The organism is Psychrobacter cibarius, from assembly GCF_016107535.1.
In the GTDB taxonomy this organism is placed as follows: Bacteria; Pseudomonadota; Gammaproteobacteria; order Pseudomonadales; family Moraxellaceae; genus Psychrobacter; species Psychrobacter cibarius.
In genome coordinates this window covers 1-24,378 of the sequence record NZ_JABASQ010000003.1, presented here as the reverse complement: position 1 = coordinate 24,378, position 24,378 = coordinate 1, and the positions used below count along the sequence as shown (strand labels likewise).

Genomic DNA, 24,378 nt, shown 5'->3' with positions numbered 1-24,378 from the left:
ATGTGATAAAAAAGAGAGTTTAAGGTTGGATGCTAATAGCGCTCAGTAATAATAAATAGTATAAAGGTTAAATGCAAAAAAAATCAGCAAGTATTCTTAGTGTTATAGAATACTTGCTGACCAAAGAACGATGGGGCTTTTACGCAGTACGATCTAGTAATACTTTTGCTTGGTTCTGTTGCTCACTAGTGCCCTGAATTAATACCTCATTCAATAAGCGTTTGGCACTGTCGTATTCACCCAATTGTAAATATTGGCCTGCCAAATCTAGCGTAACTTGGGTGCTATCTAATGATTTGACAAAGTCAAAGTCGGCTGCAAAGCGCGAGGAAAAGTCTTCTGCTGTTTCAGCAGCATCTTCGGCGGTAAGGGTAGACTCGTCCTCAATTGGAGCAACTGGGCTGAGTGCTGTTGAAGAGTGAGTATCGAATTCATTGTCTAATAAAGAGTTATCATCGAATAGCAACGGGGCTGTCGGTGTTACACTAGATTCTTCAGCAAGAGTATATTCTGAATCATTATTATCAAGCGCTTGTGCTTCGAGATTAATATTTTCAAAGCTTTCAGTCTCAAAGCTCTCAGTTTCGAAACGATCTTCTTCAATAATGAAGTTATCAGTATCACTATTCTCTTCAAGTACAGGCGCTTCGCTTTCTGTTAATGTTTCTATGTTGTTTGGCGCATCGAGACTGTCTAAAGACAAAGTGAAATCATTTTCTTCGTCATTCTGGACAGTGTTGATAGACAATGCTTCAGCAGTTTCGTCAACACCTTTATCGACATCAGTTGCTAGATCATCAAAGTCTAAAATGAACGCGTCATCTTCTAGCGTCATTTCATCGTTGATACTATCAGGGCGGTCTGGAATGACAGAATCCGTTGCCTGCGCATCAGTTTCTTCAGATGAATCAAAGCTGAAGTCAAAATCACTAAGATCACTAAGATCATTATCTTCTGCGGACACCGCGACATCATTATCAGTTCTGTCGATATTGGCAGTGTTCAGGCTTTCATCATCTGTCATCTCTAATGATGAAGTGACTGGCGCCGTATCAGTCGCCTCAGATGCGCTAATATTACTCTCTAAATCACTCAGCGTAAGATCAAAGTTATCTTCTACATTGTCGCTAGTAAGACTGGACTCATAAGATGTGTTTGTTACTGCCGAATTAGACATGCTGTCATCTATCAGCGTACTACGGTTGTCTTCAGAGGTTACTGGCTGATCAGATAGCGCGTTCTTACTATCGATTTGATTAATCGGTAAGTCAAAATCTATGCTTTCAAAATGGCTATTATCTTCTACGGGTGCCTCTTTTGCTGCGACTTGATTCTGCTCTTCTGAAAATAAAGTTTTTAACTCATCAGCTAGCGCAAGACTTTTTGGTTCGCTTTGCGTCTTGATGGCATCATAAACTTTGTTAAAGTTCTCTGGCTGATTAATAGTCGCGTATATACTGAGTAATTTAACAGACAATTGACCATCATTCGGTTTTTCGCTTAGGCCGCGACTGAGGGTTTCAATGGCTTTGTCATAACGCTGCTGATCCATGAAGCGCTGGGCAATCGTAATATGATCAAATTTATTGTCATCATCTTTGTGGCTTTGGGCAGGAGTTTTGTGATCCGTTTTTGGCATCGGAGCTGGCGTAGTGGTACTCATTCCCGGCTGCGCTGAGGGCTTTTGCGCTTTCTTTTTGTACAATAGTAAACCGGCTACTATTAGAATAAGTACCAATCCGGCGATGATATATAGCATATTGTCCATAGTTACTCCCACGCCTATGATCACAGCACACTGCGTTGATCAGTTAGGCAATTATTGATTGCGTAGTTTTTTGAGACGAGCTTGGAGCTCAGCCAGTTTTTGGTTTTGTAATTGAATTTTTCTTGTATAGCTATCAAGTGCATTGCTGGTTTTTGACAGTTGCTGAGCTTGAGCTGCCGTACTTTGTCTTGAGGCCTTGAGCGTAGCTAATATATCTGTGCTGAGACCATTACCTGTTGCCGCTGCTGATGTTGCTTGGGTGCCATCTGCGTTGCCATTACGACCAGGTGCGAGCACTGAAAATTGTGCTTTTGGCAGCGTTTGTGTTTTAGTAATCATGGGTTTTTTACGCTGTTTAGCGACTTGATTTGTTTCAGACGGTTTTTTAGAGGGTGCTTTTGCAGCCTTTTTTACCACAGGTGAGTTTGCTCTGCGGCTATATTGTCTTTGCGCTTTAATAGCCGCTTCTAGTTTTTGTTGTGATGGTACAACATCGTAACTGGGTAAGCTAAGCTTGGCATCCGCTTTGAGTTGACCCGCGTCTTTATTAATAAAGGCATCAGGGTTTTGTGTCTGAATCTGCTTCATTACTGTTTGAATGTCTAAGTCATTTTCTTGCGCAATTTGCTGTGCAATAACCCATAGACTGTCGTTGCGCTGTACTTGATATTGGGACGCAGTAGTAGTGCTGGCTGCCGTACTGATAGAGGCGTTGTTGGTGACACTAGATGGGACAGTGGCGACAGCTGTATTGCTGGTATCAAGACTGGCATTTGGTGTACTCGCTTTGTTTTCACTCGGCGTTGGCATAATAGGAGAAGCGGCCATCATGCCAGCTTCTGATTTGCTACTCGGCTGTATCTGGCGAGTGACTTGGATATTCAAAATATCGAGCTGTTTATCAGTGACAGCTGTCGCTGATAGACTATTATCTATTGGCATGGTCTTGTTATTGACTAGGGCTGTATCATTCGCTACATTCTTAGCAGAATTGAGGTTGATATTGCTGTTACCTATTGTGGTAACGTTGCCATTTGCACTCAAGCGACCATTGTCTAATCGACTGGTTGGATTACGATCATTGTCGTTAGCGTTAAGAGTATTGTTAACGTTGTTTAAACGACCATTATCTAGCCGGCTAGGCGCATAAGCAAGATTGTTGCCTTGCGAGGTAGGAGTCGTTGTAGGTGCTTGGATATTAGGTGCTGGCAATTTAGACGCCACCAACTCGCTCGTTGACGAGTGAGTAGTCGCTAGCATGGGCGATAATGTTAATGGCGGCGGTGCACCTTCTCTAACGGTCAACGGTTTAGCCGTATTAGAGGACACACTGGGTAGATTCGGTTTTTTTGCGCCAGTAACGATATTTTTAGGCGTGTCAATGGGCAGACGGCTATTGAGCGGCATCAACAATGTCTTGGGAATGACGTTGCGTTGACCCTTATCATTTATGTTTAAAACCACATCAGCAAAAGGTGTGGATACAGGTTGTGAAGTAGTAATAAATACTTCACCGCTGGTCGCTGAGGTAGGTTTAAAACGTACGGTCATCGAATCAGTTTGGGCCAAGCCCATTTGCTGATAAATAGTAGAGTTTGCCAAACTTGCTGAAAAGTCAGCGGCTCGAATATCACTGACCACAATGCTCGCAGCTAGCGGCTCATGTTGGGCAGAGGTGACAACAGTCTTACCAATCGTTGCAGCTTGTGCACTCGATACGAGAGCCGCATAGCCTACGGAACAAAGTAGTGCCATCGAGACCGCGCGATGTACCGTAGTCAACCGATGAGATAAATGACAAGACATGTGCAGACCTTTAAGATATAAGTTATCTGTGCTGTTATAACAAAATACCATTTAGTTTACCAGTTTATTTCACAACTGTTGTGGACAATACAAAAAATGTTTGAGTATTGTTTAATCTCGCTTTCTATCGAGCAGCATTGCATCACCATAACTAAAGAAGCGATAGTGTTCTTTAATCGCATGTTGATAAGCATGCTCAATGGCATCTTTATCCGAAAATGCCGACACCAGCATTAACAACGTTGATTTGGGTAAATGGAAATTGGTCAACAGTCGATCTATTACACCAAACTTAAACCCTGGGTAAATGAATATATCGGTATCACCAGACCAGCTGGAGAGAGGCTGCCCGTTAACGGCTGTTTTTTGATACGCCGTTTCGAGCACGCGTGTGACCGTGGTGCCAATAGCGATGACTTGTTTACCATTCGCATGGGTTTGATTGATGAGCTCAGCGGTTGCTTGTGGTAAATGTGCATACTCACTATGCATGGTGTGATTGAGCAGGTTGTCCGTTTTTACTGGCGCAAATGTACCAGCGCCAACGTGTAAAGTCACAAAAGCCGTACGAATACCTTTTGCCGCAAGTTTGCTCAGTACCGATTCATCAAAGTGTAAGCTTGCAGTCGGTGCAGCCACACTCGCAAGCTTGGTTGGATCATGAAAAACCGTTTGATAACGAGTATTGTCTGTCTCATCCGCATGGCGTTCAAAGTAGGGGGGAATAGGTAGTTCGCCATAAAGCTCTAAATGCGGCAAGATCGGCGCATCAAACGCTAAAATAAATAAGTTGTCTTGACGACCAATCATCACCGCCTTCATATGACCGTCAGCAAGCTGCAAGTGTTGTCCAAGTTTGAGCGCTTTACTGGCTTTAACATGGCAAAGTGCAATATGTTCTTGATTCACGGGTTTGTCATTTGCAGCTTCTACAGATTTTTCAGCCTCTACATATAAAGTCGCTGTCTCTAAATCTGAGATATCAACCAAACGTTCAATCAATACTTCAAGCTTACCGCCAGTATCCTTTTGTCCGAAGAGGCGTGCTTTCATCACTTTTGTATCATTAAATACAATCAAATCACCTTCATTTAATAACTCAGGTAACTCAGTGAATAAGCGATCTTCTACAAGCGTAGAGTCTTTTTGATTATTGGCGGGCAAATACAAAAGTTTTGAGGCAGAACGCTGTGAGAGAGGATAGCGTGCAATCAGGCTGTCTGGCAGCTCATAATCATAATCATCAACGCTCAAATAATTCAAATCATTGTTGTTTTTTTCGGCATCAATTGAGGCGGCAGTAGTAGAGTCTATAGTGTGAAAATCGTTCATAATTAATCTTTAAATGAATGTAAATTTTGGCGTAATTGTAGCAGAAACCATGTCATGAAAGGGCAGTTTAGTAAGGACTTATGCGCACAAAAGGGTTTGTATATTAAATAGCCTAAGCATTAATTGTTAGAATAAATAATTAATAAAAGCGATGAGCGTCAGTATGTTATTCAAACAAATTTAACTGCGGCAACAATTGGGCGGCAGGTGCTAATGAAGAGAAAGTAACACCGACTAAGCGGATAGGTAGCTCACGAGGAATGTCTAAAAACAGTTTGTCCAACCAATAATGGGCAGAATCAGCACTGTTAAAGGCAGTCGATAGCGTGTGTGAGCGGGTGATTTGAGTGAAGTCTGCGTATTTAACTTTTAGAGTAATGGTATAGGCGACCAGCTGTTTTTGTTGCAGTTGATGAAAGGCATCAGCATTTTGTTCGTAAATTTGTATACGTAATTCATGGTTATTACTTAGATTGTCTTTGAATGTGGTCTCAGAACCCACAGATTTATGCGCGCGCTCAGATTTGACAGCACGCTCATCACGCCCATGGGCAATATCGTGATAAAACTGCCCACGCTTGCCGAACTCTTGCACCAATACAGCCGCTTGCATTCGCTTGAGATCCGCGCCAGTACTTATACCCATTGCATGTAAGCGCTTGGCAGTGGCTTTACCAATACCATGAAAGCGCTCGATAGGTAGCGTACTGATAAAAACATCAGCGTCCGCCGGCGTGATAATGGCCGTACCATTGGGCTTATTGATATCAGAAGCAATTTTAGCCAGCATCTTGTTAAACGACACACCTGCTGAGGCCGTTAATCCAGTATGCGCTAGTATTTGTGCCCTTAGCCAGTTCGCCATCAAGGTCGCTGAGCCTTTATGGACTTGGAGCCCTGTAACATCGAGATACGCCTCATCTAAAGACAATGGTTCAACGTGTGGCGTTAAGCGGTACATAATCTGACGAATATCGCTACTAACTGCGCGATAAACCTCAAAACGTGGCCTTACAAAAATGACTTCTGGGCAACGTTTACGCGCCTCATAACAAGACATGGCAGAGCGTACACCAAATTTACGTACCTCATAGCTGGCTGCCGCGACCACACCGCGACCACTTGGATCGCCACCAACCACCAATGGCTTACCGCGCAGTTCAGGAAAGTCACGCTGCTCCACACTGGCATAAAAAGCATCCATGTCTATATGAATGATTTTACGAGGGCTAGCATTTATAGAAGTTGTCATACTCACTATTTTACCTGATTCAAGCGCTTTGATTGAGTATCAAAATTTGGATTTATCGATAGACAGCTTTGCTAGGTTAGCAGGATGCTAGCAATGATATATGAATAATTTTATATGTCATAAATCTTATATATCATAGAGTTAGTTAATGATAAACAGTGATGTTAATTCAAAAAAATCGTATTTAGCAAACATATTTTTGCTCTTGAATGATCTAGGTCTACTGTAAATCAAACTCATTTGTACTCTTGCACCATCTGTCGTATCCACCTCACCGTTTGTCATAAATCTCATATTTAGATGTTACAGTTTTGATTCTGGTGTTTTACAATATAGTATCCGCGCTAATGGATGACTGTAAAACAATAAGTAATGCCTTGTGCGCCTCTATGACCATTTAAAAAAGACATTGCTTATCGCTCATGCCAAGATCGAAAATGGAGTTTTGGTAAAATTAACTCTTTAAGAGCTTGATGTTAGAGAGTTTAGAATGACTAAGGAGCTGATGATGAATAATGAACTAAAAGGGAGCAATTTAACAAGGGCGATGCTAGCACGCGGCGATAAAAAAGTATGGTGTGCGGTTTGTGATGATAGTGATGAGCAAGCAATGATGGATCATTGTGGTAATGATTTTACGGCTTATATCGTGTCATTTCGTGACGGACATTTTTATTGCAATGCTGGCATGCCGTGGGAGTTTGCCGTGCCCATTAAGATAATTGCGGTGCTGCAATCTGAAATAGAGAAGTAAGTATAGCAATAATATTACCGGCACAAAAAAACCTCCTAATGAGGAGGCTGATTTGTTATTAATATTGGTACCAGTGGTCGGACTCGAACCGACACGCTTATTAGGCAACGGATTTTGAATCCGTCATGTCTACCAATTCCATCACACTGGCATGTTAGAAGATAAGGTCTATTAGATAGAGATTATCGAATTGGGCTACAGGGTTAACTCTGTATAGGCTGCATATTATAGCAGCCTATTTTTATCCGTCAAGAATTATTTGATATAATTTTCAATTAAATCAAAAAAAATGGTTTAGCCTACAAAAGCACGTTCAACGGCGTAATCTGCTTGGACACCCATACGTGGTGAAACGGTCAAACCAAAATCGTCCAAAATCGCTGAAACTTCAGCATTAAATGGCATGCTACCGCAGATCATGACACGGTCGTCTTCTTTATTCATCGGTGGTAAGCCAATGTCTTCAAAGAGTTTTCCTGAGGTCATTAAGTCAGTCACGCGACCTTGATTTTTGAAATCCTCACGAGTCACTGTTGGGTAGTAGATGAATTTTTCACGGTACCATTCACCAAAGATCTCGTCGTTAGGTAATTCGTTTTCAAACATATCACGATACGCCAAATCATCGATATGGCGCACACCATGTACCAAGATGATTTTTTCAAAGCGTTCATAGACTTCAGGATCACGTGCCAACGATAAAAATGGCGCCAGTCCAGTGCCTGTAGAGAGCATATAAAGGTTTTTGCCAGGCAGTAAATCATCTAGTACCAAAGTGCCCGTTGGTTTTTTGCTGACCAACAGCTCGTCACCGACTTTGATATGCTGCAAGCGCGAGGTTAATGGGCCATCTTGAACCTTGATAGAAAAGAATTCCAAGTGATCTTCGTAGTTCGGGCTAGCAATCGAATAAGCGCGCAATAGCGGTCTGCCATCGACAACGATTCCGATCATCGCAAATTCGCCATTACGAAAGCGCAGGCCATCGTCGCGAGTTGTCTTGATGCTAAATAAAGCGTCATTCCAGTGATGAACCTCTGTGACCGTTTCGGTGCGAAGTTTTGACATAAAGTCCTCGTTAATAAGTTGCTATCGGTTTTATTAAGTTTAAATGAGTGTTAAATTAAAATTTTCAATGAAAAAAGGTATAGAAGAGTAGTAAATTTTCAATCACTATTGGAACAGCTAATCGTTTAAAACCTCTGTCACGCAAAGTAAGTAGCATAGCCGATGTTTTAACCAACGTCATGGGGCGATATTCTAACACCTTATTAAGCATTTAAAATCAGGAGAGGGACTGATAAAGTCTAAGGGTAGATATGATTTAATCTGTCTCCTGTAAAACCACGGCAATGGCTGTTGCTGTAGATGGCTTATAAGGGTTGAAAAATAAAGGCTCTCATCGAATTTATGGCTCATAATACCAAAATTTAAAATAAAAATCCGTCTGGCAGCGACGATGCGGCATGATAAAATGGAATATCGTTAGTGAGTAATTTTGTATCACTGGATAATATGCGCTAAACGCTCTCATAAAAGCAGATGCTTACTATTGAACGGTTTTTTGGAGAAACATGATGTCCGATGATAATATCTCTTTGGCGGGTTACCACCATGCGCCAATGATTGGCTACCATCGTGCCCCGTTGTCACAGAAATTTGGTGCGCCACGCCAGCCGAATTTGGTTGCGCTCACCAGTATCATTGAGATGATAGCGCCTTATGACTCGCCAGCAGCATTTGCCGGTTTAGACGCGTTCAGCCATATCTGGATCAGTTGGCAGTTTCATCATAACTATACCAATAAAGACACTCACATTGGCAAAAGCGGCACTGGCTTTCGTGCGCAAGTCCGCCCACCAAGGCTCGGTGGCAATCAAAAAATAGGGGTGTTTGCCAGTCGCAGTATGTATCGACCTTCAGCGCTTGGGTTATCTGTCGTCAAGCTTGAAAGTATCGAGGTTGTAGAAGGGCGCGTGTTACTTATTATTAGCGGTGCAGATATGATAGATGGTACGCCGATTATCGATATTAAGCCCTATGTCGCTTATAGCGATGCGCTCAGCAATGCAAAAAGCGGGTTTGCGCCAACTGCGCCAGATTTATTAGAGATAATTATCACGGAGTCTGCTTACGAGCAATTTATGACGTTGGTTGATGCTGGACGATGCGATAAAAATGACAATGACAATGACAATGGGACTGAGACTGAGAATAAAAATAATAAGAAAGCTATTCATGCAAAAAATAATAGTGTAGCGACGCTTATTCAACAAATGCAAGAGCAATTGCTTATTTCCGATATCGAGACTATTAAAGCGTTAATTGCACAAGACCCGCGTCCAGCTTATCGTCGCGCGGAGATAAATACGCCGTTTGTCATGCGTTATAAGTCTGTCGATGTGAGCTTCCAGTTGATAGAATCAGGGCAATTGCAGATAATGGCTGTTGTCAAAGTGAGCTTATAATGTCCAGTGACGCCATTACTGCCGCATGAATTATCCATAAATCACTCCTCAATAATAAAAGAAGAAAAAAATATGTCTGCTCAGAAATACTCAATCGTGATTGATTTACGTTGGTGCTTAGATGAACTATTGGCAGATAAGGTGATTGATCAGCGTGGTTACAATTTAGTGATGACGAGCCGCCGTGATAAAGCGCAGCATCCACTCCTGACCATCAGTGAATTTGGTCTGCCAAACGGTCATGCACTGGATAAAAATGTTGAGCATAAATTGACTTTGGTATGGTTGAATCAATGGTTGGCTGCCAAAGCAGGCATGGCACTTGTCCGTATTGATCCATTAAAAGTCGATGTCCCAGCCGTGACCCAACTGATGTCCTTTGAATATGCCCGCTCACAGCATATTTTGCCCATTGAAGTGACGAATGATGAAGTCGTCATCGGTACAGACCAGCCGTTTTGTACTGAGTGGCAGACAAGTATCGAAAAATTAATCAAGTCTAAAAGCTATCGTACGGTTTATATCAATCCTGAGCAAATCAATCGCTACCGTCAAGAGTTTTACCAAGTCACCCAAGCGATTGCAGGAGCAAATAGTGTACATAAGCGGGCGGCGGCTGATGTCACCAATGTTGAGGCATTACTGCAACTGGGCGACAATACCAACCCCGATGCCAACGATCAACATATTGTCAGAGTTGTCGATTGGTTGTTGCAATATGCTTTTGAGCAGCGAGCCAGTGATATCCATTTAGAGCCTCGCCGTGAGACGGGTAAAGTCCGTTTTCGTATTGATGGCGTGTTGCATACCGTCTATGAGATGCCTTTGGCAATCATTGTCGCGGTGACGGCGCGGATTAAAATATTAGGACGACTGAATGTGGCAGAAAAACGCAAACCACAAGATGGCAGGTTGAAAACCCGTACGCCAAAGGGTCTGGAAACTGAGCTGCGCCTATCGACGATGCCGACTGCCTTTGGCGAAAAGCTGGTGATGCGGGTATTTGATCCTGAAGTGCTGGTGCGCTCGTTTGCTCAGCTTGGTTTGTCAGGTAAGCAGCTCGATACTTGGCATGAGCTGACCGCGCATCCAAATGGCATTATCTTGGTTACGGGTCCGACTGGTTCAGGTAAGACTACGACGTTGTACAGTACGCTTAAGCAGCTCGCCACCGAGCAAGTTAACGTCTGTACGATTGAAGATCCCATCGAGATGATTGAGCCTGCTTTCAACCAAATGCAGGTCAATCCAGGGGTTGATTTGCACTTTGCCGATGGTATTCGCTCTTTGATGCGCCAAGACCCAGATATCATTATGGTTGGTGAGATTCGCGATGCCGAAACCGCCAATATGGCAGTACAAGCATCACTCACTGGACATTTGGTACTCTCGACGTTGCATACCAATGATGCACCAAGCTCACTTACTCGCTTGCATGATTTGGGCATTCAGCCGTTTTTAACCTCAGCGACGATATTAGGCGTCATGGCGCAGCGTTTGCTACGCACGTTATGTCCGCATTGCAAAAAAGCCCTAGACGTAGTCCCAGACAGTGAAATTGCTGTTCAGTGGCAGGAACTGGTTCAGCCTTGGCGTGCGCCCGCTCCAGCGCAAATTTATACGGCGCAAGGCTGTGAGCATTGTCGCCATACGGGCTATCAAGGTCGCGTTGGTCTGTACGAGATCATGCCGTTGTCAAATGAGCTAAAAAAACTGGTCGCCGCCGATGCCAATTTAGATGTGCTTAAGCAGCAAGCGTACCGCGAAGGTGTGCAGCCATTGCGCTTATCGGGTGCAAAGCGTATTAGTGAAGGGCTGACGACCATAGAAGAAGTAATGCGAGTGGTGCCGCTTCATTAAAAGCTGCCTTTGTACTAAAAATAAGTTTGCTAATCATGACTTGAAAAGCGCACTTATCAGAGCAATTAATGCTCTTACGACTACTAATTTTATGTTGTAAGTTATTGTTCTAACAAATTTTATTTATTTTTTAATAACGAGATTATTTATGTTTACTGATAGCCATTGCCATCTTAATCGCTTAGATTTAACCAAGTATGATGGTCAATTATCTGGCGCGATTGACGCGATGAAAACTGCTAATGTCACTCGGGCAATGGCAATTATGTGTGATTTTGCTGAATATGATGAGATTGCTCATATTGTCAGCACCTACGGTGATGAGGCGCTAAATCTTGGCATGAGCGTCGGTATTCATCCTTGTGAAGATATTAGTGTCTTGCAATCAGCGACAGTTGAGCGTTTGATCGAAACGGCTGATGCTGACCATGTATGGGCGATTGGGGAGACAGGATTAGATTATTACTGGTCAACGGAAAACAAAAAAGAGCAGCAAGCCAGTCTTGCTCGCCATATTCATGCCAGTCAAAGCCTGAAGAAACCACTCGTCATTCATATGCGTGATGCCAAAGAAGATACGATTGATATCCTAAAATCAGAAGGCGCTGAACACGGTATTATTCATTGTTTTACCGAAGATTGGGAGACGGCCAAGCGTGCACTTGACTTAGGGTTTTATATCTCATTTTCGGGCATTGTTAGTTTTAAAAATGCTCAAATGATTCAAGATGCAGCAAAAAACATGCCTAGAGACAGACTGCTTATCGAAACTGACAGTCCTTATCTAGCACCGGTGCCCAAGCGTGGTAGACCGAATGAGCCTGCCTACGTACCGTATGTCGCCAGTTGTCTGGCAGAGATGTATGGCTGTAGTAGCGATGATGTTGGGGTATTAACTGCAAAAAACTTTGAGAATTTACTGGCACAGTATCACTAAAATGGTTATGCTATGACCACTCAGTCATTTATGATACAGTCCTGTTGCTTTACGTTATTTGTACTTATGATGTGGAGCGTAAGCCTATGATTATCAATGACTATTTAGCAAACATAAGCATATTTCCTTTGGTGGTTTTCGAGCAGACTTTGTATGACGTTATACGCTTGTCGCCGATGCATTCATCCACACGATGGTCATATGCTTAATCTTGTCAGGTTTTAGGAGAGATTATGAGTCGTCAGCATCAGTTCAAGGCACGAGAAGAGAATATCTTAGCGATGGCAGAGCAATTGCTACTTGAGTCGGGCGATGGTGATATTACTTTAGACAGTTTGGCAGACCAGCTGGATCTGGCTAAAGGTACACTGTATAAGCATTTCTCCAGTAAAGATGAACTCTATTTGCGTATTATTATCCGCTATGAAGAACAACTGTTCGAGATTAATCGTATTGATGATTGTCCATCAGCAGGCGTTGCTCGTATGATCTTTCAGCAGTTGTTTAACCCACAAAAAGCCATGTTGCTCAATCAAATCGAAGAGCGTTTGGCGGCATCAGTGACGGGTCTCAATCGCTTGTTTGGTGAGCTATATGATATTCGCCGTCAGCGTATGAAACGCTTGATTGACATTATCAGCGCGTATTTACAAGAGCAGCACAGTAGTTTGAGCACGCGCGACTATTTGTCCTCGATTTGGGCGATGGGTCAGGGCGGTGCTGGACTATTAAATTCAAGCTTTTACCAGCGGTATTTGGGTCGCCGTGATACCCTACGTTATGCCTTCGTTCAGCAAATGCTTGAGTTGCCGAGCCATTATCCTGCGGCTGACGATGAGGTGATGGATGAAGATATGCAGGAGTTGGTCGAGCAAATCGATACTGAGTCAGAAGAGCACCGTAATACCAGTTATTAATATCTTTATTCAACTTATGGTCTTTTAACGCAAGTTTTTTAAATTCGTGTTGCTATATTCATTATCGCAGCACGGTGCATCCATGCTAAAAATAGATATATGCTTACCAGCTTTAGCGCCCAATTATAGTTTTATTCTTCATGCCACAACCTACTCATAGGTTTATAGGTGCAATATGCCGGTCACTGCCAAGATTCCGTCCAGCTCAGCGGTCACTTGCTATTCACACTTAAGTCATCAATATTTGCAGTATAAAAACACGGATAGATATCTCTTACCTCTGGTTTATCAGCATAAATCCTTTCCAGTACACAACGCTTACGTTTCCCCTTATAAATCCTCAAGCCTTGCTCAGGCACAACAGGGTTTCACCCTTGTCGAAATTGTAGTGGTGGTCGTTATTCTATCTATCTTTGCCGGCATGATGAGCTTGTCGGTGGGCAGTAGTGAATCGCGTAAAAACCGTGCGTTTTATGAGCATTTAACGGATTCACTGAGCTATGTACGGTTGTTGTCTGCTGAGCGTATGCAGCCGATGGGTTTAAGTTTACAAGCAGATAAACAAGGTCAAGTAGCTCCTGTGATTGTGACTTTATCAAATCCTTATATTGCCTATCAGACCAATGATACCCCGTCAAATAGCATGGACAGCACGCCTAAAAATTCGATGGAATTGTCTGCTGACCTGACAAGTAGGTCGGGGGCGATGGGAAAGCAACAGCCAGTGCCTAGCTGGGAGATTGAGCCAGAAGTCAGTTTGCCAGAGTTACCTGCTGGGGTTAGTTTAAGGGTGCAAAGCTTGGAGGCTGGCAATCTATCAATGCCTGAACAGGGGCAAACATTGCAGCCTTGGTTTGCCGATCAAGCAGTCCCACAGATATTATGGTTTGGTACAGGGCAAGCAACGCCTGTCACCATTGAGGTGCTGCATAATTCGCGTCTGGTGGGCGAGGTCATTACCATTATGCCTGATGGTAGTATGACGATCGGACAAGGACTGTAGCTGATGATAGATAAGGATGGCATTATATCTGCTGATATAAACAAAAAGCCAATGCTATCAAAGCATGAAAGCGGCTTTACTCTGATTGAGGTAATGGTGGCGTTAGCGATTTTAGCAGTTGTTGCTGTGGCTGCTAGCCGTGCCAGTAGTGCTTATCTCAGCTCAGTGGATGTCTTACGCACACGTACATTGGCACATTTTGTCGCACAGAATGCGGCCGCTGATTTGCGTATCCAAGAGACATGGCTGACGGCCAATCGCACACAAACAATCCATGCTCAAGGGCGTGATTGGCAAGTAGTGATGACGGTTAGTGATGCCATTACGCCCGCTTTAAAAGAGGTGAATATCGCTGTCGCACCCATTATAGATGGACAGACGCGTACCGCCGTGACTGATATCAACGTAATATTGAGCAATGTGGAGCAAGACGTTGGCAGTTTGGACTTAAGCAGTTTGGGTGCTGATATTGCAGGGCAGTCTGGAGGCAATCCGTGAAGTCGCAGCGTGGATTTACGCTACTTGAATTGATGGTTGCCATGGCAATATTTGCGATGCTGGCGGTGGCTGGCTGGCAAGTGTTTGATAGCGTCAACCGCGCTCGCGAACGTGCACAATTTCATGCTGATAACTTAGCTGTTTTGCAATATGCCTATTTGCAGCTACAGCAAGACATGGGTCAAATTATCCCTTATCAAATACCAAATACTCAAAATATCAGTGTGACAAATAACAGTACAAACGCCAGTGATAGCACAAACAATAGCGCCCAAGCCAATGAAACAGTGCCTGAGCCTTTTGTGAGCTTGGATGGTGAGCATGTCAGCTTTGTTCGTTTTGCCGACCCTGATCCACGTTATCAAAGTAGCATGAGTGTCCAACATATCGAATACATTTTTGCCGATGAGCGTTTAATTCGCCGTCAATATACCAGCATCGATGGTGGGCGCGATAGCATCAGCCTAGACAGTGTATTACTCGAAGGCGTCACCGCAGGGCGTTGGCAAGCATATTTACCTGAACTGAGCACCAAATTTCCCAATAAAGACAGCAGTAATAACGGCAATAGCAGTACAAATCAAACCTCTGGGCAGACGACCAATGCTGTAAGCGCCAAGCCAGCAGTGGTTTTATTGCCCAAAGGCATTGCTGTCAATTTTACTTATCAGGATATGCCCATCACTTGGCAGTGGGCGCTTGCTCCTCAACCAATGCCAATTAACAATACCAACAAAAGCAATAACAATGCTGCTAATAATGGCAATGGTAGCAATAACGATAGTAGTGATAAGACTAATAATGACGACCCGAATAGCAATGTAAATAACAATGCAGGAAGTAATATTTAAAATGTACCACTGGGTCAATAATAAAGGCGGCTTAAGTCAATGATAGCGCACTCTCAGCGCGGAGTAGCGCTGCTCACTATCTTACTATTGGTGGTCAGTATTACCGTGGTAGCGGGAGCGATGCTTGCCAGTCAAAAGATTGCTATTAGGCGCAGCGGCTTATTGTTTGATCAAAATCAGCTGTCACAAGATATCAATGCTGGTCAGCAATTAGCCATCACGATGATTCGTGCTGACGATAAGCTGAATGACACAGATAGCGAGCAAGACATTTGGGCGCAGCCATTGCCGCCTTATTCTTTAGCCAATCATAGCATCAGTATCGAATTGCGCGATGAAGCCAGTCGTTTTAATATTAATAACTTATATCAGAATGGCGCGGTTGATAGTGCCGCCTTAGCCATATTTCAAAGACTGTTGACACAATTAAATCTGGAACCTGATATTGCTATTGCTGTTCTTGATTATCAAGATACGGATAGCGACGTTTATCAAGATGGTGGTGATGAGAGTGTGGTTTATTCTCAGCAATCAAGTGGCTCAGCGAGTAAGACTTTGCCCAATCAAGCATTGGTCAGTGTCGATCAATTGCAAGAGATTCGAGGGGTAAATGCTGAAGTATTAGCGGCACTACGTCCTTATATTACGGCGGTTCCATATTATGTGCCTATTAATGTCAATACGGCCAGTCCAGTTTTGCTGGCTGCACTGATAGATGGCGCAACCAGCCAACAGATGCAGGGATTGGTCGATATGCGGGCAAAGCAGGCGTTAGCCTCTATCGATGATGTGTGGAAATTGCCGATGTTGAGCAGCTTAAATGATGATCAGCGAAAGGCATTAAAACCACTGCTCGCAGTCGATAGCCAAGCCTTTATGGCGCTTATTACCGCAACGGATAGTGCAAGTCTTGGTCAACAAAGACAACGGTTTGCAACCGTATTGATTAGTAAAATTGCGACTGATACTGGCGCGGCAGTAGGGAGTAATGCGAATAACAGCACGCCTAACAATAATAATGAGAATGGCAATAATAAAAAAGCCAAAGAAATTAAAGTGGTGACACAGCGTTTATGGGCATTTAGACCCAGTTTCTAACGTTGAGTCACCTAAAAAGAGTCTCAATCAGTGCCGAGGTAGTATATCTGACGCCACCTAATCTCCTAAGTGCGTCTCTTCCGTAGATTTCCAGTTATAAGCACCATAAAACAACATCTGTGCTTGGCGAGTGCAATTATGGAGCATCAGCTGTTTATTTTCTTCAATCTCGTTCAGATCGATTTCATCATCATGGTCTTCAGTATAAGTCAGCTCCAACCAATCGATAATCCAAGAAAAGAACATATTTACCCCAGCTTCAGCCAGTAGGCGACGGTCATAGGCATTGATATGAGTAAAAGCAGGCTGTAGCGCTAAATCATCAGCCAAGCTTTGAGCATGTTTTTTGACAAGTTCATTAATAGCTTTGCGTACAGCTTCTGAGCCACCGTAGCGCTCACTGACTAAAAATTGCCAGTAATAAGGCTGATCACTAACCATATACAAGAACAGCTGAATGCTCTTAGCAATTTGGCGATCAAAGCTACGTTTACGCCCAATTTGCAAGCTATCGCTTAGGATCGCCAGCGTACCGCCTAGCTCTTCTACCACCAATGCTCGACCAAGCGATTCCATGTCATCGAAATGCCGATAAAATGCGGTCGGCACCACGCCAACCTCACGCGTTACTTGCCGGAGGCTGATAGAGCTAAAAGACTGCCCTGTCATACATAAATCAAGCACGGCATTAAAAAAGGCGTGCCGAGTTTGAAGTTTCTTTTGTTCGCGACTGCTCATAATATTTCAAAATTGTCCAATAAGGGTTTATCATACTCATTTCAGCGTAAAAATACGACTGAAATACGCAACTTGTGTTAATTTACTAGACCTGCACGGGTCTTTTAAACCATTGTACCCCAATGGCCTTGTAACTCTTGTGCCAATCGATACGCCTCATGATCATTCATCCCAGTGATAAAGTCCAATATATTTAAGATATTATGATAGACATTATCTGATAATACCCGCCGATGCTCATCCAGATGTGGCTGTAACAACATTAGTAGGCGCTGCTGCTCAAAGGAGGTGGGGGTAGCTTTTGCGTTTGCCCAAGCCAGTGGTATAAAGGCGTCTAATAATCGGTGCAAGCATTGATTGGCCATCAATTCCATACGTACTTTACTTGGGTGATTGAATATTTTTTCGCGTGCCAATTGCTTGGCCTGCAAGATGCCATTTTGCACATTTGCATCACAATGGGTAAATAAACTGCCTTGTAGTGTACCAGCCAGCAATGCATCACTGTTGGCGACAAAAGCATCGGTCACGGTATTGACCAAGCGCATCATCGCACGGGCTCGCAATGACGCTAAGCTCTGCCTGACAGACATGTGTACGGGCAGATTGATACTGTTAGGGCGCTTACCAATCAGCTCATAAAATATGGCGGCAACCTCACTATAGGTCAGCATATTGAGATTGATACCATCTTCTAAATCGATCAAGGCATAGCAAATATCATCTGCCGCTTCTAGTAAATAAGCCAGCGGATGACGTGCAAAACCATCGTGCTGTGTTGAGCGCGGTAAATGCAAACAGGCTGCCAACTCTTCTAATTGTGCTGACTCGCTATAAAAACAGCCAAATTTTTGTACATTTTGATGGTATTTATCATTGTCATCGTTGCTGTGAGAGGCAAGCCACGGATACTTCATAAAAGCGCCTAAGGTCGCACAAGTGAGACGCATACCACCTTTATCGGGATGGTGCTCATTACGCGCCAACAGTCGAAACCCTTGTGCATTACCTTCGTAGGCCAGCAAGTCCAAGCGCTCGTTGCTACTTAACTTTTGTAATATCGCTTGAGGGTCAGGCTGCCTAAACCAATCTCGAATGGCATACTCTCCCGCATGACCAAAAGGCGGGTTGCCAATATCGTGAGCGAGGCACGCTGCTTGTACAATGACACCGACATCGGCTGGCGATACGCCTGCTGGTAGACCGCTGGCCAATTTATCATGGAGCTTTTCTGCTGCCATCATTGCTAGAGAGCGTCCAATAGAGGAGACCTCAAGCGAATGAGTCAGACGTGTATGGATACCGAGCTGATTGGTTAATGGATGGACTTGGGTTTTTTGATTCAACTGCCGAAAGGAGTGAGAAAATACCAGTCTGTCGTAGTCTTTGTGAAACTGAGAGCGAGTACTCGTATTGGTGTTAAACTTTTTGGCAGCACCAAGACGCTGCGAGTTGAGGAGATGAGACCATTGTGTGGTAGGAGACGGCAAAGAGGTTGGAGTAGTTAGCATATTGAAACATCCGAAACCAAGGGAGCCTCTAGCATAGCAAAATAGCGCCCTTGGTACAGCTACTAAGATTTCTGGCAGTTAAAAAGCACCTCTTCCTCTTCGATAGCTACATTGCTGCCCAATGTTTTATTTCGCAACGTTGCCTTGTCACCATTTACTTGCCATATAATGCCATGGGTATTATCTAATCCGATATCACTAGTATAGATGGTTTTTTCAGTACTGGCGTCGCTATCAGAAGTAGCGGTCAAATCGTATTCGATACCATCGATGAGTAGGTGCACTGTCTGCAATGGAGCATCATCATGGTAGGACACGCCGATAGTAGCAGTAGGCTCACAAGAGAATGGTGTGCTGTTGCTGGCATGTTCTGCATGATCGTGGCCTGCGTGCGCGCTTTCTTCGTGGCTATGACTTTCATGATTGTGTCCTTCATGACCTTTTTCCATAGCATCGTGCTCTTCATGAGCATGTTCAGCGTGATCGTCTACGGGCGTTACTTCTTCAGATACTACCGTATCACTTTCTGTATTAGGCTGACAGCCCAATAGAGAGCCTGTCATGATACTTCCTACAAGCGCAACACTGGCAAATCTAGAAAAAGAGAAATAGTCAGTCACAGTATAAGTCCTCAAATAGTAAAATAAAGATATGTTATAATATAACAATGTTAAGATAAAATAAAGCCGATGATGGAGAATTTCCAACATCGGCTTATTAACTATCAGTCAGGATGTACCGCTTAACGTTACACGTTAAATCTAAAGTGCATGATATCGCCATCTTGTACGATATAGGTTTTGCCTTCTAAGCGTGATTTGCCAGCGGCAGCTGCGCCTTTTTCACCGTTGTATTCGATAAAATCATCATACGCAATGACTTCGGCACGAATGAAGCCGCGCTCAAAATCGGTATGAATCACGCCAGCAGCTTGCGGAGCCGTTGCGCCAACTGCAACCGTCCAAGCGCGCACTTCTTTAACACCAGCAGTAAAGTAAGTCTGCATATCTAGCAAGTCATAACCACCGCGAATGACTTGATCAAGACCAGCTTCTTCCATATCCATCTCAGCTAGGAAGTCTTTTTTGTCGTCTTCATCAAGCTGAGCGATTTCAGATTCGATTTGGTTGCATAGAGCGATAACGATAGAATCTTCGCCAGTCGCATAGTTGCGTACCGCATCAAGGTAAGGGTTATTTTCAAAGCCATCTTCACTGACGTTAGCGATATACATGGTTGGTTTTAGGGTGATTAAACCATAGCTTCTGATGAGTTTTTTCTCATCTGCATCCAGATTGGCGGCGCGTGCTGCCTGACCTTCTGCTAATAATGGCTCAACTTTTTTGAAGATATCAAGTAATGCTTGCGCGTCTTTGTCGCCACCTTTAGCCTTCTTGGTTTGGTTGTGAATGGCACGCTCAACGGCCTCTAAATCTGCCAATGCCAATTCAGTATTAATGGTTTCGATATCATCAATCGGGCTGACGCGACCATCAACGTGGACGACGTTGTCATCATCAAAACAGCGTACGACGTGCGCAATCGCATCAGTCTCACGAATGTTGGCTAGGAACTGGTTGCCCATGCCTTCGCCTTTTGAAGCACCAGCGACTAGACCTGCGATATCCACAAACTCCATCGTCGTTGGTAATACACGCTCAGGCTTAACGATATCAGCCAATTTCTTTAGGCGTGGGTCAGGTACTGGTACGATACCCGTGTTGGGATCTTTGGTGCAAAATGGAAAGTTTTCAGCGGCGATACCCGCTTTGGTCAACGCATTAAACAAGGTGGATTTACCCACGTTTGGTAGGCCGACGATGCCGCAATTAAAACCCATAACATTCTCTCAATATAATAATAAAATCAGTTGGTATAAAGATTGGTTAAATGATAAATCAAAATTGGGCACATTGTAGCAAATTTACCTGAATAGGGGTGAGGTTGTTGTGTTGTATACTGAGATTTTGCGTTCGGTCATGACTGGCAATTTTGCTGTTTTATCGATTATGGTAAGCTGTGCTATAAAACGATAGTTTGGCTTGTCGGCGTATAACAGGTAAGCGCCTACGACTCGTTACACTGTACGAGCAGACCTCATTATTAACGCTAACTGTATTAATGTGCTAATTGATGACATGCCCTAGGTATAAATGATAAATGCGCCGTATCGATAAAGGCCGCTAAAATAAAATGAAAGGCAAAACCCTATAATGACTACCACGATTTTTGACACGCACAGCTATAACTATCCACAGAACTTCATCGAAATTAAGTCCAAGCTGGCACGACTTGAGCAGGCAATTAAAAAGCTAGAGGCAAATTTAATCGATGCTAATAATGCTGCAAATATTGAGCTGTTAAGTGACAGGCTGAATAGTGAATTAGGATTAAAAGTAGACTATGCCCGTGAACTAAATCCTGACCAGTTATTAGCAGCCACAACTATCGACGGCAAGGTGCTAGTCATTGCTGGTGCAGGCTCTGGCAAGACTAAAACGCTCACGTACCGTACCAGTTATTTATTAGAGAGTGGGGTCACGCCCAAAAGCATCTTGCTACTGACTTTTACGCGTAAAGCAGCGAATGAAATCAAAGGTCGCGCCAAAACCTTACTTGCGAATACCTTATTTGATAAACAGTCTGATGAAGACTTGGTAAAGGATAAGCTGCCAACTGATAAACGGCTCAACGATATCACCAGTGGTACTTTTCACTCATTCTGCAATATGCTATTGCGCCAATATTCAGGGCTACTCGGTATAAATCCACGATTTACGATTTTAGACACGGGCGATAGCGAAGATGCCATCGACTTAATTCACAAAGAAAAAAAGTATCCCGCGCAAAATAAGAGCCAAGCATTCCCGCGCAAAAAGACACTGCAAAATATCATTTCTAGCTCTCGGAATAGACGTATTCATATCCGTGATTTAATCGAAAGCAGTTATCCTGATATCGCCGTACATATTCCGATTATTGAGCAATTGGCAGTCGATTTTCATGAGTATAAGCGTGCCAATCATCTCTACGATTTTGACGATATTATCAGTCAGGTCGTGCGCCATTTAAAGACGAATGATACCTTTCGCCAAATGCTACAAAACCAATATCGCTACATCATGGTTGATGAATATCAAGATACCAATATTCCGCAAAAGCAGCTGATAGATTTGATTGGTGCATCTGAGTCGGTATCGCTGATGGTGGTTGGTGATGACAATCAAAGTATTTATGCTTTTCGCGGTGCCAATTACGAAAACATTCTGTTATTCGGTGAGACCTATCCCGATGCCAAGCTGATTAAGCTCGAACAAAACTATCGCAGTACGCCTGCTGTTTTGGATTATATCAATGCTCTGTCAGCGCAAATCACGCTAGGCTATCAAAAAAAATTGTACTCTGGCGCATCGATAAGTGGGCATAAGCCAGTGTTTAGACGCCTAAGCAATGAGACAAAAGAAGCCAAATATATCGCCGATAAAATCATCGAGCTAAAGTCGGATCATGATTACGATGGTTTTGCAGTACTGTGCCGCACCTCGTTTCAGTCTAACTATGTCCAATTAGAGTTTATGGAGCGTCATATTCCATTCATTGTGGTGGGCGGTATCAAGTTCATTGAAAGGCGACATATCAAAGACGTTTTGGCCTTTGTTAAAGTCCTCTATAACCCGAATGATACGATTGCATGGCATCGTATTTTAACCTTATTCCAAGGCGTGGGAACAGTCACCGCGACGCGTTTGACCCAAGCGATTAATGCCGATAACAACTCCTTTGAGCCATTACTTACGGCGAAGTTTGCTAAAAAAAGTACACAGCTTGAACCTTTATACAATACGCTCACTAAAGCAAATCAAGCTGAATCCGTCGAGACGGTCATTGAGTGTGTTTTAGCGTTTTATATTCCTATCCTAAAAACGATTGAAGAAAATTGGCGAGAGCGCAACGAGGACTTTCGTGTGCTCAAAAATTTGGCAATAGAACACAGTAGCCTTGATAACTTCTTAGAAAATTTGGCACTCGATCCGCCTAATGATTCGGTCGCAGCCATGGATAAACCAGAGGATAATGACACAGATAAAGTGACGATTTCGACCATTCACAGTGCCAAAGGGCTGGAGTGGCCAGTGGTGTTTGTTAACTCATTGGTCGATGGTATCACGCCGCACTATCGCTCTTTGGATGACTTTGAGGAGCTAGAAGAGGAACGGAAATTATTCTATGTTGCTTGTAGTCGCGCTAAGAGCAGGCTGTATCTAACGGCGCCTGATTACTTTGCCAGTTATTCAGGGTATTTTGACAAACCATCACGCTTCATCGCAGAGCTGTCTGCTGATGAGGTGACGGTAGAAACTTCTAAACAAGTGAGAGAAGAGAGTGATGATCCAGTGTGGTGGTAGTGTTTTATCGAATTCACAGTAATAATATTTCGAGGTATTAGGTTCTGTATAAGCAAATAGTTAAAGCTTTATTAGTCCCAATTATTGCTTCAATAAGTAGTTTTCCTGCTTTAGCTGTTGAGGACTGTATGCCGCCGACGAGTCACTATAGAAATATTCAATGTACTGATAATAAGCATCTATTTGTTGCTTATGATGACGATTATCGTCCACAAGCGTTACTCAATATAAAAGGTAAAGTAACAGCTAGTCTCAAAGATTTTGATAAAGTTGAGGCGTGGTTGTACAGCGATGGATTTTTTCCTGTTTTAAAAAACGATCAAGTCGGCTATATCAACGAACAAGGTAAACTGGTCGTACCTACTATTTACGACAACTTAATAGATCCTAATAATAAATATAATGAGGTTTGGGCAAACCCTGTTTATCAAGGTAAAATTGTCGTTGTAAAAGATGGTGCATATGGTGTCATCGATACTAACAATAAAGTTATTCTCAGTTTTGAAAATAACTACGCCATGATGGATTTTTTTAGCAATGACAGGGCTCCTGTTTATGACTTTAATACGGAGTTATGGGGTCTTATAGACACTAACGGTAAAGAAGTTGTTGCCCCGCAATACGACGGTCTGGATGGTCATTTGGGTGGACACTATGGTTTTCATGAAGGTCTGCTCGGTGTAATTAAAGATGATAAATGGGGGTTTGTTACCAAGACGGGAGCTGTTGCTGTCCCTTTCATTTATGATGAAATAAGACCTTTTAGTGAGCAGCTCGCTGGCGTGCGTAAAGGTAATCGTTGGGGCTTCATAGATGGTGCCAATAGAACTGTCATTCCTTTCAAGTTCTCGGACGATAAAGTACAGAGGATGAGCGTTACTTCTTTTGGTGCAATGTATTTCAATTTTAATAATGGTACAGCGCAGATAGAAGAGAAAAGTGATGGTACGTCTGTCTGCATTAACAAGCTAGGTAAAATAGTGGCTTGTAGTGAATGGTGATTCTTTAAGTTTAAGTATAGTCAAGTTCATATAAATCAGCTACATCGTCAGCCTCGATAACCATACTAATGTATAGCTTGCACTCGGCTTCCTCGTATCGGAATTATTTAAATTCAAATATAGTAGACCTCTTGCAAAAGTCATAAACCAAGCTCGAAATTAACAACACTGGCGAATA

At 43.2% G+C, this 24,378-nt stretch carries 20 protein-coding genes and 1 tRNA gene; 11 read left to right on the top strand and 10 right to left on the bottom strand.

Annotated features, from left to right (window positions below):
• Positions 1–139 precede the first annotated feature (139 nt).
• From JFC08_RS03405 to dinB, 4 genes are all read right to left on the bottom strand, one after another.
• Positions 140–1,768, bottom strand: a complete 1,629-nt coding sequence (locus JFC08_RS03405) for a FimV/HubP family polar landmark protein (RefSeq protein WP_198329718.1) — start codon at positions 1,766–1,768, stop codon at positions 140–142.
• 51 nt (positions 1,769–1,819) lie between these two features.
• Positions 1,820–3,574, bottom strand: a complete 1,755-nt coding sequence (locus JFC08_RS03400) for a type IV pilus assembly protein FimV (protein ID WP_198329717.1) — start codon at positions 3,572–3,574, stop codon at positions 1,820–1,822.
• Positions 3,575–3,685: 111 nt separating this feature from the next.
• Entirely contained in the window at positions 3,686–4,906 is a 1,221-nt protein-coding gene (queA, locus tag JFC08_RS03395) for a tRNA preQ1(34) S-adenosylmethionine ribosyltransferase-isomerase QueA (protein ID WP_198329716.1), read from the bottom strand.
• Positions 4,907–5,072: 166 nt separating this feature from the next.
• On the bottom strand, positions 5,073–6,158 hold the full coding sequence (gene dinB / locus JFC08_RS03390; protein WP_193836969.1) for a DNA polymerase IV: 1,086 nt from the start codon (positions 6,156–6,158) through the stop codon (positions 5,073–5,075).
• Between the two features lie 508 nt (positions 6,159–6,666).
• On the opposite strand from dinB, the gene JFC08_RS03385 reads away from it, so the two are divergent.
• Entirely contained in the window at positions 6,667–6,912 is a 246-nt protein-coding gene (locus tag JFC08_RS03385; protein WP_193836968.1) for a hypothetical protein, read from the top strand.
• Positions 6,913–6,977: 65 nt separating this feature from the next.
• Here the strand turns inward: JFC08_RS03385 and JFC08_RS03380 are convergent.
• Together JFC08_RS03380 and JFC08_RS03375 are read right to left on the bottom strand one after the other, a co-directional pair.
• Positions 6,978–7,063: transfer RNA gene (locus JFC08_RS03380), tRNA-Leu, on the bottom strand.
• A 143-nt stretch (positions 7,064–7,206) separates the two neighbouring features.
• Positions 7,207–7,980 (bottom strand): ferredoxin--NADP reductase, encoded by a 774-nt coding sequence (locus JFC08_RS03375; RefSeq protein ID WP_055124273.1) that lies wholly within the window; start codon positions 7,978–7,980, stop codon positions 7,207–7,209.
• 509 nt (positions 7,981–8,489) lie between these two features.
• On the opposite strand from JFC08_RS03375, the gene tsaA reads away from it, so the two are divergent.
• The 8 genes from tsaA (at position 8,490) to gspK (ending at position 16,544) form a co-directional block, all read left to right on the top strand.
• The gene (tsaA, locus tag JFC08_RS03370) at positions 8,490–9,380 is read left to right on the top strand and encodes a tRNA (N6-threonylcarbamoyladenosine(37)-N6)-methyltransferase TrmO (protein WP_413786804.1); all 891 of its coding nucleotides are present in this window, start codon (positions 8,490–8,492) and stop codon (positions 9,378–9,380) included.
• Positions 9,381–9,452: 72 nt separating this feature from the next.
• A complete protein-coding gene (gene tfpB / locus JFC08_RS03365) occupies positions 9,453–11,240 on the top strand; it encodes a type IV pilus assembly ATPase TfpB (RefSeq protein WP_198329714.1) in 1,788 nt (595 codons plus the stop codon).
• A 148-nt stretch (positions 11,241–11,388) separates the two neighbouring features.
• Entirely contained in the window at positions 11,389–12,177 is a 789-nt protein-coding gene (locus JFC08_RS03360; protein ID WP_198329713.1) for a TatD family hydrolase, read from the top strand.
• 233 nt (positions 12,178–12,410) lie between these two features.
• Positions 12,411–13,094, top strand: a complete 684-nt coding sequence (locus JFC08_RS03355) for a TetR/AcrR family transcriptional regulator (protein ID WP_045446854.1) — start codon at positions 12,411–12,413, stop codon at positions 13,092–13,094.
• 175 nt (positions 13,095–13,269) lie between these two features.
• A complete protein-coding gene (locus JFC08_RS03350; protein WP_227675913.1) occupies positions 13,270–14,097 on the top strand; it encodes a prepilin-type N-terminal cleavage/methylation domain-containing protein in 828 nt (275 codons plus the stop codon).
• A gap of 3 nt (positions 14,098–14,100) precedes the next feature.
• On the top strand, positions 14,101–14,595 hold the full coding sequence (gspI, locus tag JFC08_RS03345; RefSeq protein WP_198329712.1) for a type II secretion system minor pseudopilin GspI: 495 nt from the start codon (positions 14,101–14,103) through the stop codon (positions 14,593–14,595).
• Positions 14,592–15,446, top strand: coding sequence for a type II secretion system minor pseudopilin GspJ (gene gspJ / locus JFC08_RS03340; RefSeq protein ID WP_198329711.1), 855 nt, complete (start codon positions 14,592–14,594; stop codon positions 15,444–15,446). Before gspI ends, gspJ begins: the two co-directional genes overlap by 4 nt.
• A gap of 39 nt (positions 15,447–15,485) precedes the next feature.
• Entirely contained in the window at positions 15,486–16,544 is a 1,059-nt protein-coding gene (gene gspK / locus JFC08_RS03335; protein WP_198329710.1) for a type II secretion system minor pseudopilin GspK, read from the top strand.
• 57 nt (positions 16,545–16,601) lie between these two features.
• Here gspK and JFC08_RS03330 read toward each other — a convergent pair whose 3' ends face one another.
• From JFC08_RS03330 to ychF, 4 genes are all read right to left on the bottom strand, one after another.
• A complete protein-coding gene (locus tag JFC08_RS03330; protein WP_045446867.1) occupies positions 16,602–17,282 on the bottom strand; it encodes a TetR family transcriptional regulator in 681 nt (226 codons plus the stop codon).
• A 104-nt stretch (positions 17,283–17,386) separates the two neighbouring features.
• Entirely contained in the window at positions 17,387–18,793 is a 1,407-nt protein-coding gene (locus JFC08_RS03325; RefSeq protein WP_198329709.1) for a deoxyguanosinetriphosphate triphosphohydrolase, read from the bottom strand.
• A gap of 62 nt (positions 18,794–18,855) precedes the next feature.
• On the bottom strand, positions 18,856–19,356 hold the full coding sequence (locus JFC08_RS03320; RefSeq protein WP_087815014.1) for a hypothetical protein: 501 nt from the start codon (positions 19,354–19,356) through the stop codon (positions 18,856–18,858).
• 185 nt (positions 19,357–19,541) lie between these two features.
• Positions 19,542–20,633: a redox-regulated ATPase YchF gene (ychF, locus tag JFC08_RS03315; protein WP_193009364.1), complete on the bottom strand. Its 1,092-nt coding sequence runs from the start codon at positions 20,631–20,633 to the stop codon at positions 19,542–19,544.
• A 373-nt stretch (positions 20,634–21,006) separates the two neighbouring features.
• Between ychF and JFC08_RS03310 the strand changes: the two genes are divergently transcribed.
• Positions 21,007–23,199 carry an ATP-dependent helicase gene (locus tag JFC08_RS03310; RefSeq protein WP_198329708.1) on the top strand — a complete coding sequence of 731 codons (2,193 nt, stop codon included), beginning with the start codon at positions 21,007–21,009 and terminating at the stop codon, positions 23,197–23,199.
• Between the two features lie 128 nt (positions 23,200–23,327).
• Positions 23,328–24,200: a WG repeat-containing protein gene (locus JFC08_RS03305; RefSeq protein WP_198329707.1), complete on the top strand. Its 873-nt coding sequence runs from the start codon at positions 23,328–23,330 to the stop codon at positions 24,198–24,200.
• Positions 24,201–24,378: the final 178 nt, after the last annotated feature.

What these genes read in the sequence shown, in the direction of transcription:
- JFC08_RS03360 (WP_198329713.1), top strand. Translation starts at nt 11,389, where the DNA reads ATGTTTACTGATAGCCATTGCCATCTTAATCGCTTAGATTTAACCAAG.
- queA (WP_198329716.1), bottom strand. Translation starts at nt 4,906, where the DNA reads ATGAACGATTTTCACACTATAGACTCTACTACTGCCGCCTCAATTGAT.
- JFC08_RS03350 (WP_227675913.1), top strand. Translation starts at nt 13,270, where the DNA reads ATGCCGGTCACTGCCAAGATTCCGTCCAGCTCAGCGGTCACTTGCTAT.
- JFC08_RS03305 (WP_198329707.1), top strand. Translation starts at nt 23,328, where the DNA reads ATGCCGCCGACGAGTCACTATAGAAATATTCAATGTACTGATAATAAG.
- dinB (WP_193836969.1), bottom strand. Translation starts at nt 6,158, where the DNA reads ATGACAACTTCTATAAATGCTAGCCCTCGTAAAATCATTCATATAGAC.
- gspI (WP_198329712.1), top strand. Translation starts at nt 14,101, where the DNA reads ATGATAGATAAGGATGGCATTATATCTGCTGATATAAACAAAAAGCCA.
- JFC08_RS03330 (WP_045446867.1), bottom strand. Translation starts at nt 17,282, where the DNA reads ATGAGCAGTCGCGAACAAAAGAAACTTCAAACTCGGCACGCCTTTTTT.
- JFC08_RS03405 (WP_198329718.1), bottom strand. Translation starts at nt 1,768, where the DNA reads ATGGACAATATGCTATATATCATCGCCGGATTGGTACTTATTCTAATA.
- JFC08_RS03325 (WP_198329709.1), bottom strand. Translation starts at nt 18,793, where the DNA reads ATGCTAACTACTCCAACCTCTTTGCCGTCTCCTACCACACAATGGTCT.
- JFC08_RS03310 (WP_198329708.1), top strand. Translation starts at nt 21,007, where the DNA reads ATGACTACCACGATTTTTGACACGCACAGCTATAACTATCCACAGAAC.
- JFC08_RS03320 (WP_087815014.1), bottom strand. Translation starts at nt 19,356, where the DNA reads ATGACAGGCTCTCTATTGGGCTGTCAGCCTAATACAGAAAGTGATACG.
- ychF (WP_193009364.1), bottom strand. Translation starts at nt 20,633, where the DNA reads ATGGGTTTTAATTGCGGCATCGTCGGCCTACCAAACGTGGGTAAATCC.
- JFC08_RS03355 (WP_045446854.1), top strand. Translation starts at nt 12,411, where the DNA reads ATGAGTCGTCAGCATCAGTTCAAGGCACGAGAAGAGAATATCTTAGCG.
- JFC08_RS03385 (WP_193836968.1), top strand. Translation starts at nt 6,667, where the DNA reads ATGAATAATGAACTAAAAGGGAGCAATTTAACAAGGGCGATGCTAGCA.
- tsaA (WP_413786804.1), top strand. Translation starts at nt 8,490, where the DNA reads ATGTCCGATGATAATATCTCTTTGGCGGGTTACCACCATGCGCCAATG.
- tfpB (WP_198329714.1), top strand. Translation starts at nt 9,453, where the DNA reads ATGTCTGCTCAGAAATACTCAATCGTGATTGATTTACGTTGGTGCTTA.
- gspK (WP_198329710.1), top strand. Translation starts at nt 15,486, where the DNA reads ATGATAGCGCACTCTCAGCGCGGAGTAGCGCTGCTCACTATCTTACTA.
- JFC08_RS03375 (WP_055124273.1), bottom strand. Translation starts at nt 7,980, where the DNA reads ATGTCAAAACTTCGCACCGAAACGGTCACAGAGGTTCATCACTGGAAT.
- JFC08_RS03400 (WP_198329717.1), bottom strand. Translation starts at nt 3,574, where the DNA reads ATGTCTTGTCATTTATCTCATCGGTTGACTACGGTACATCGCGCGGTC.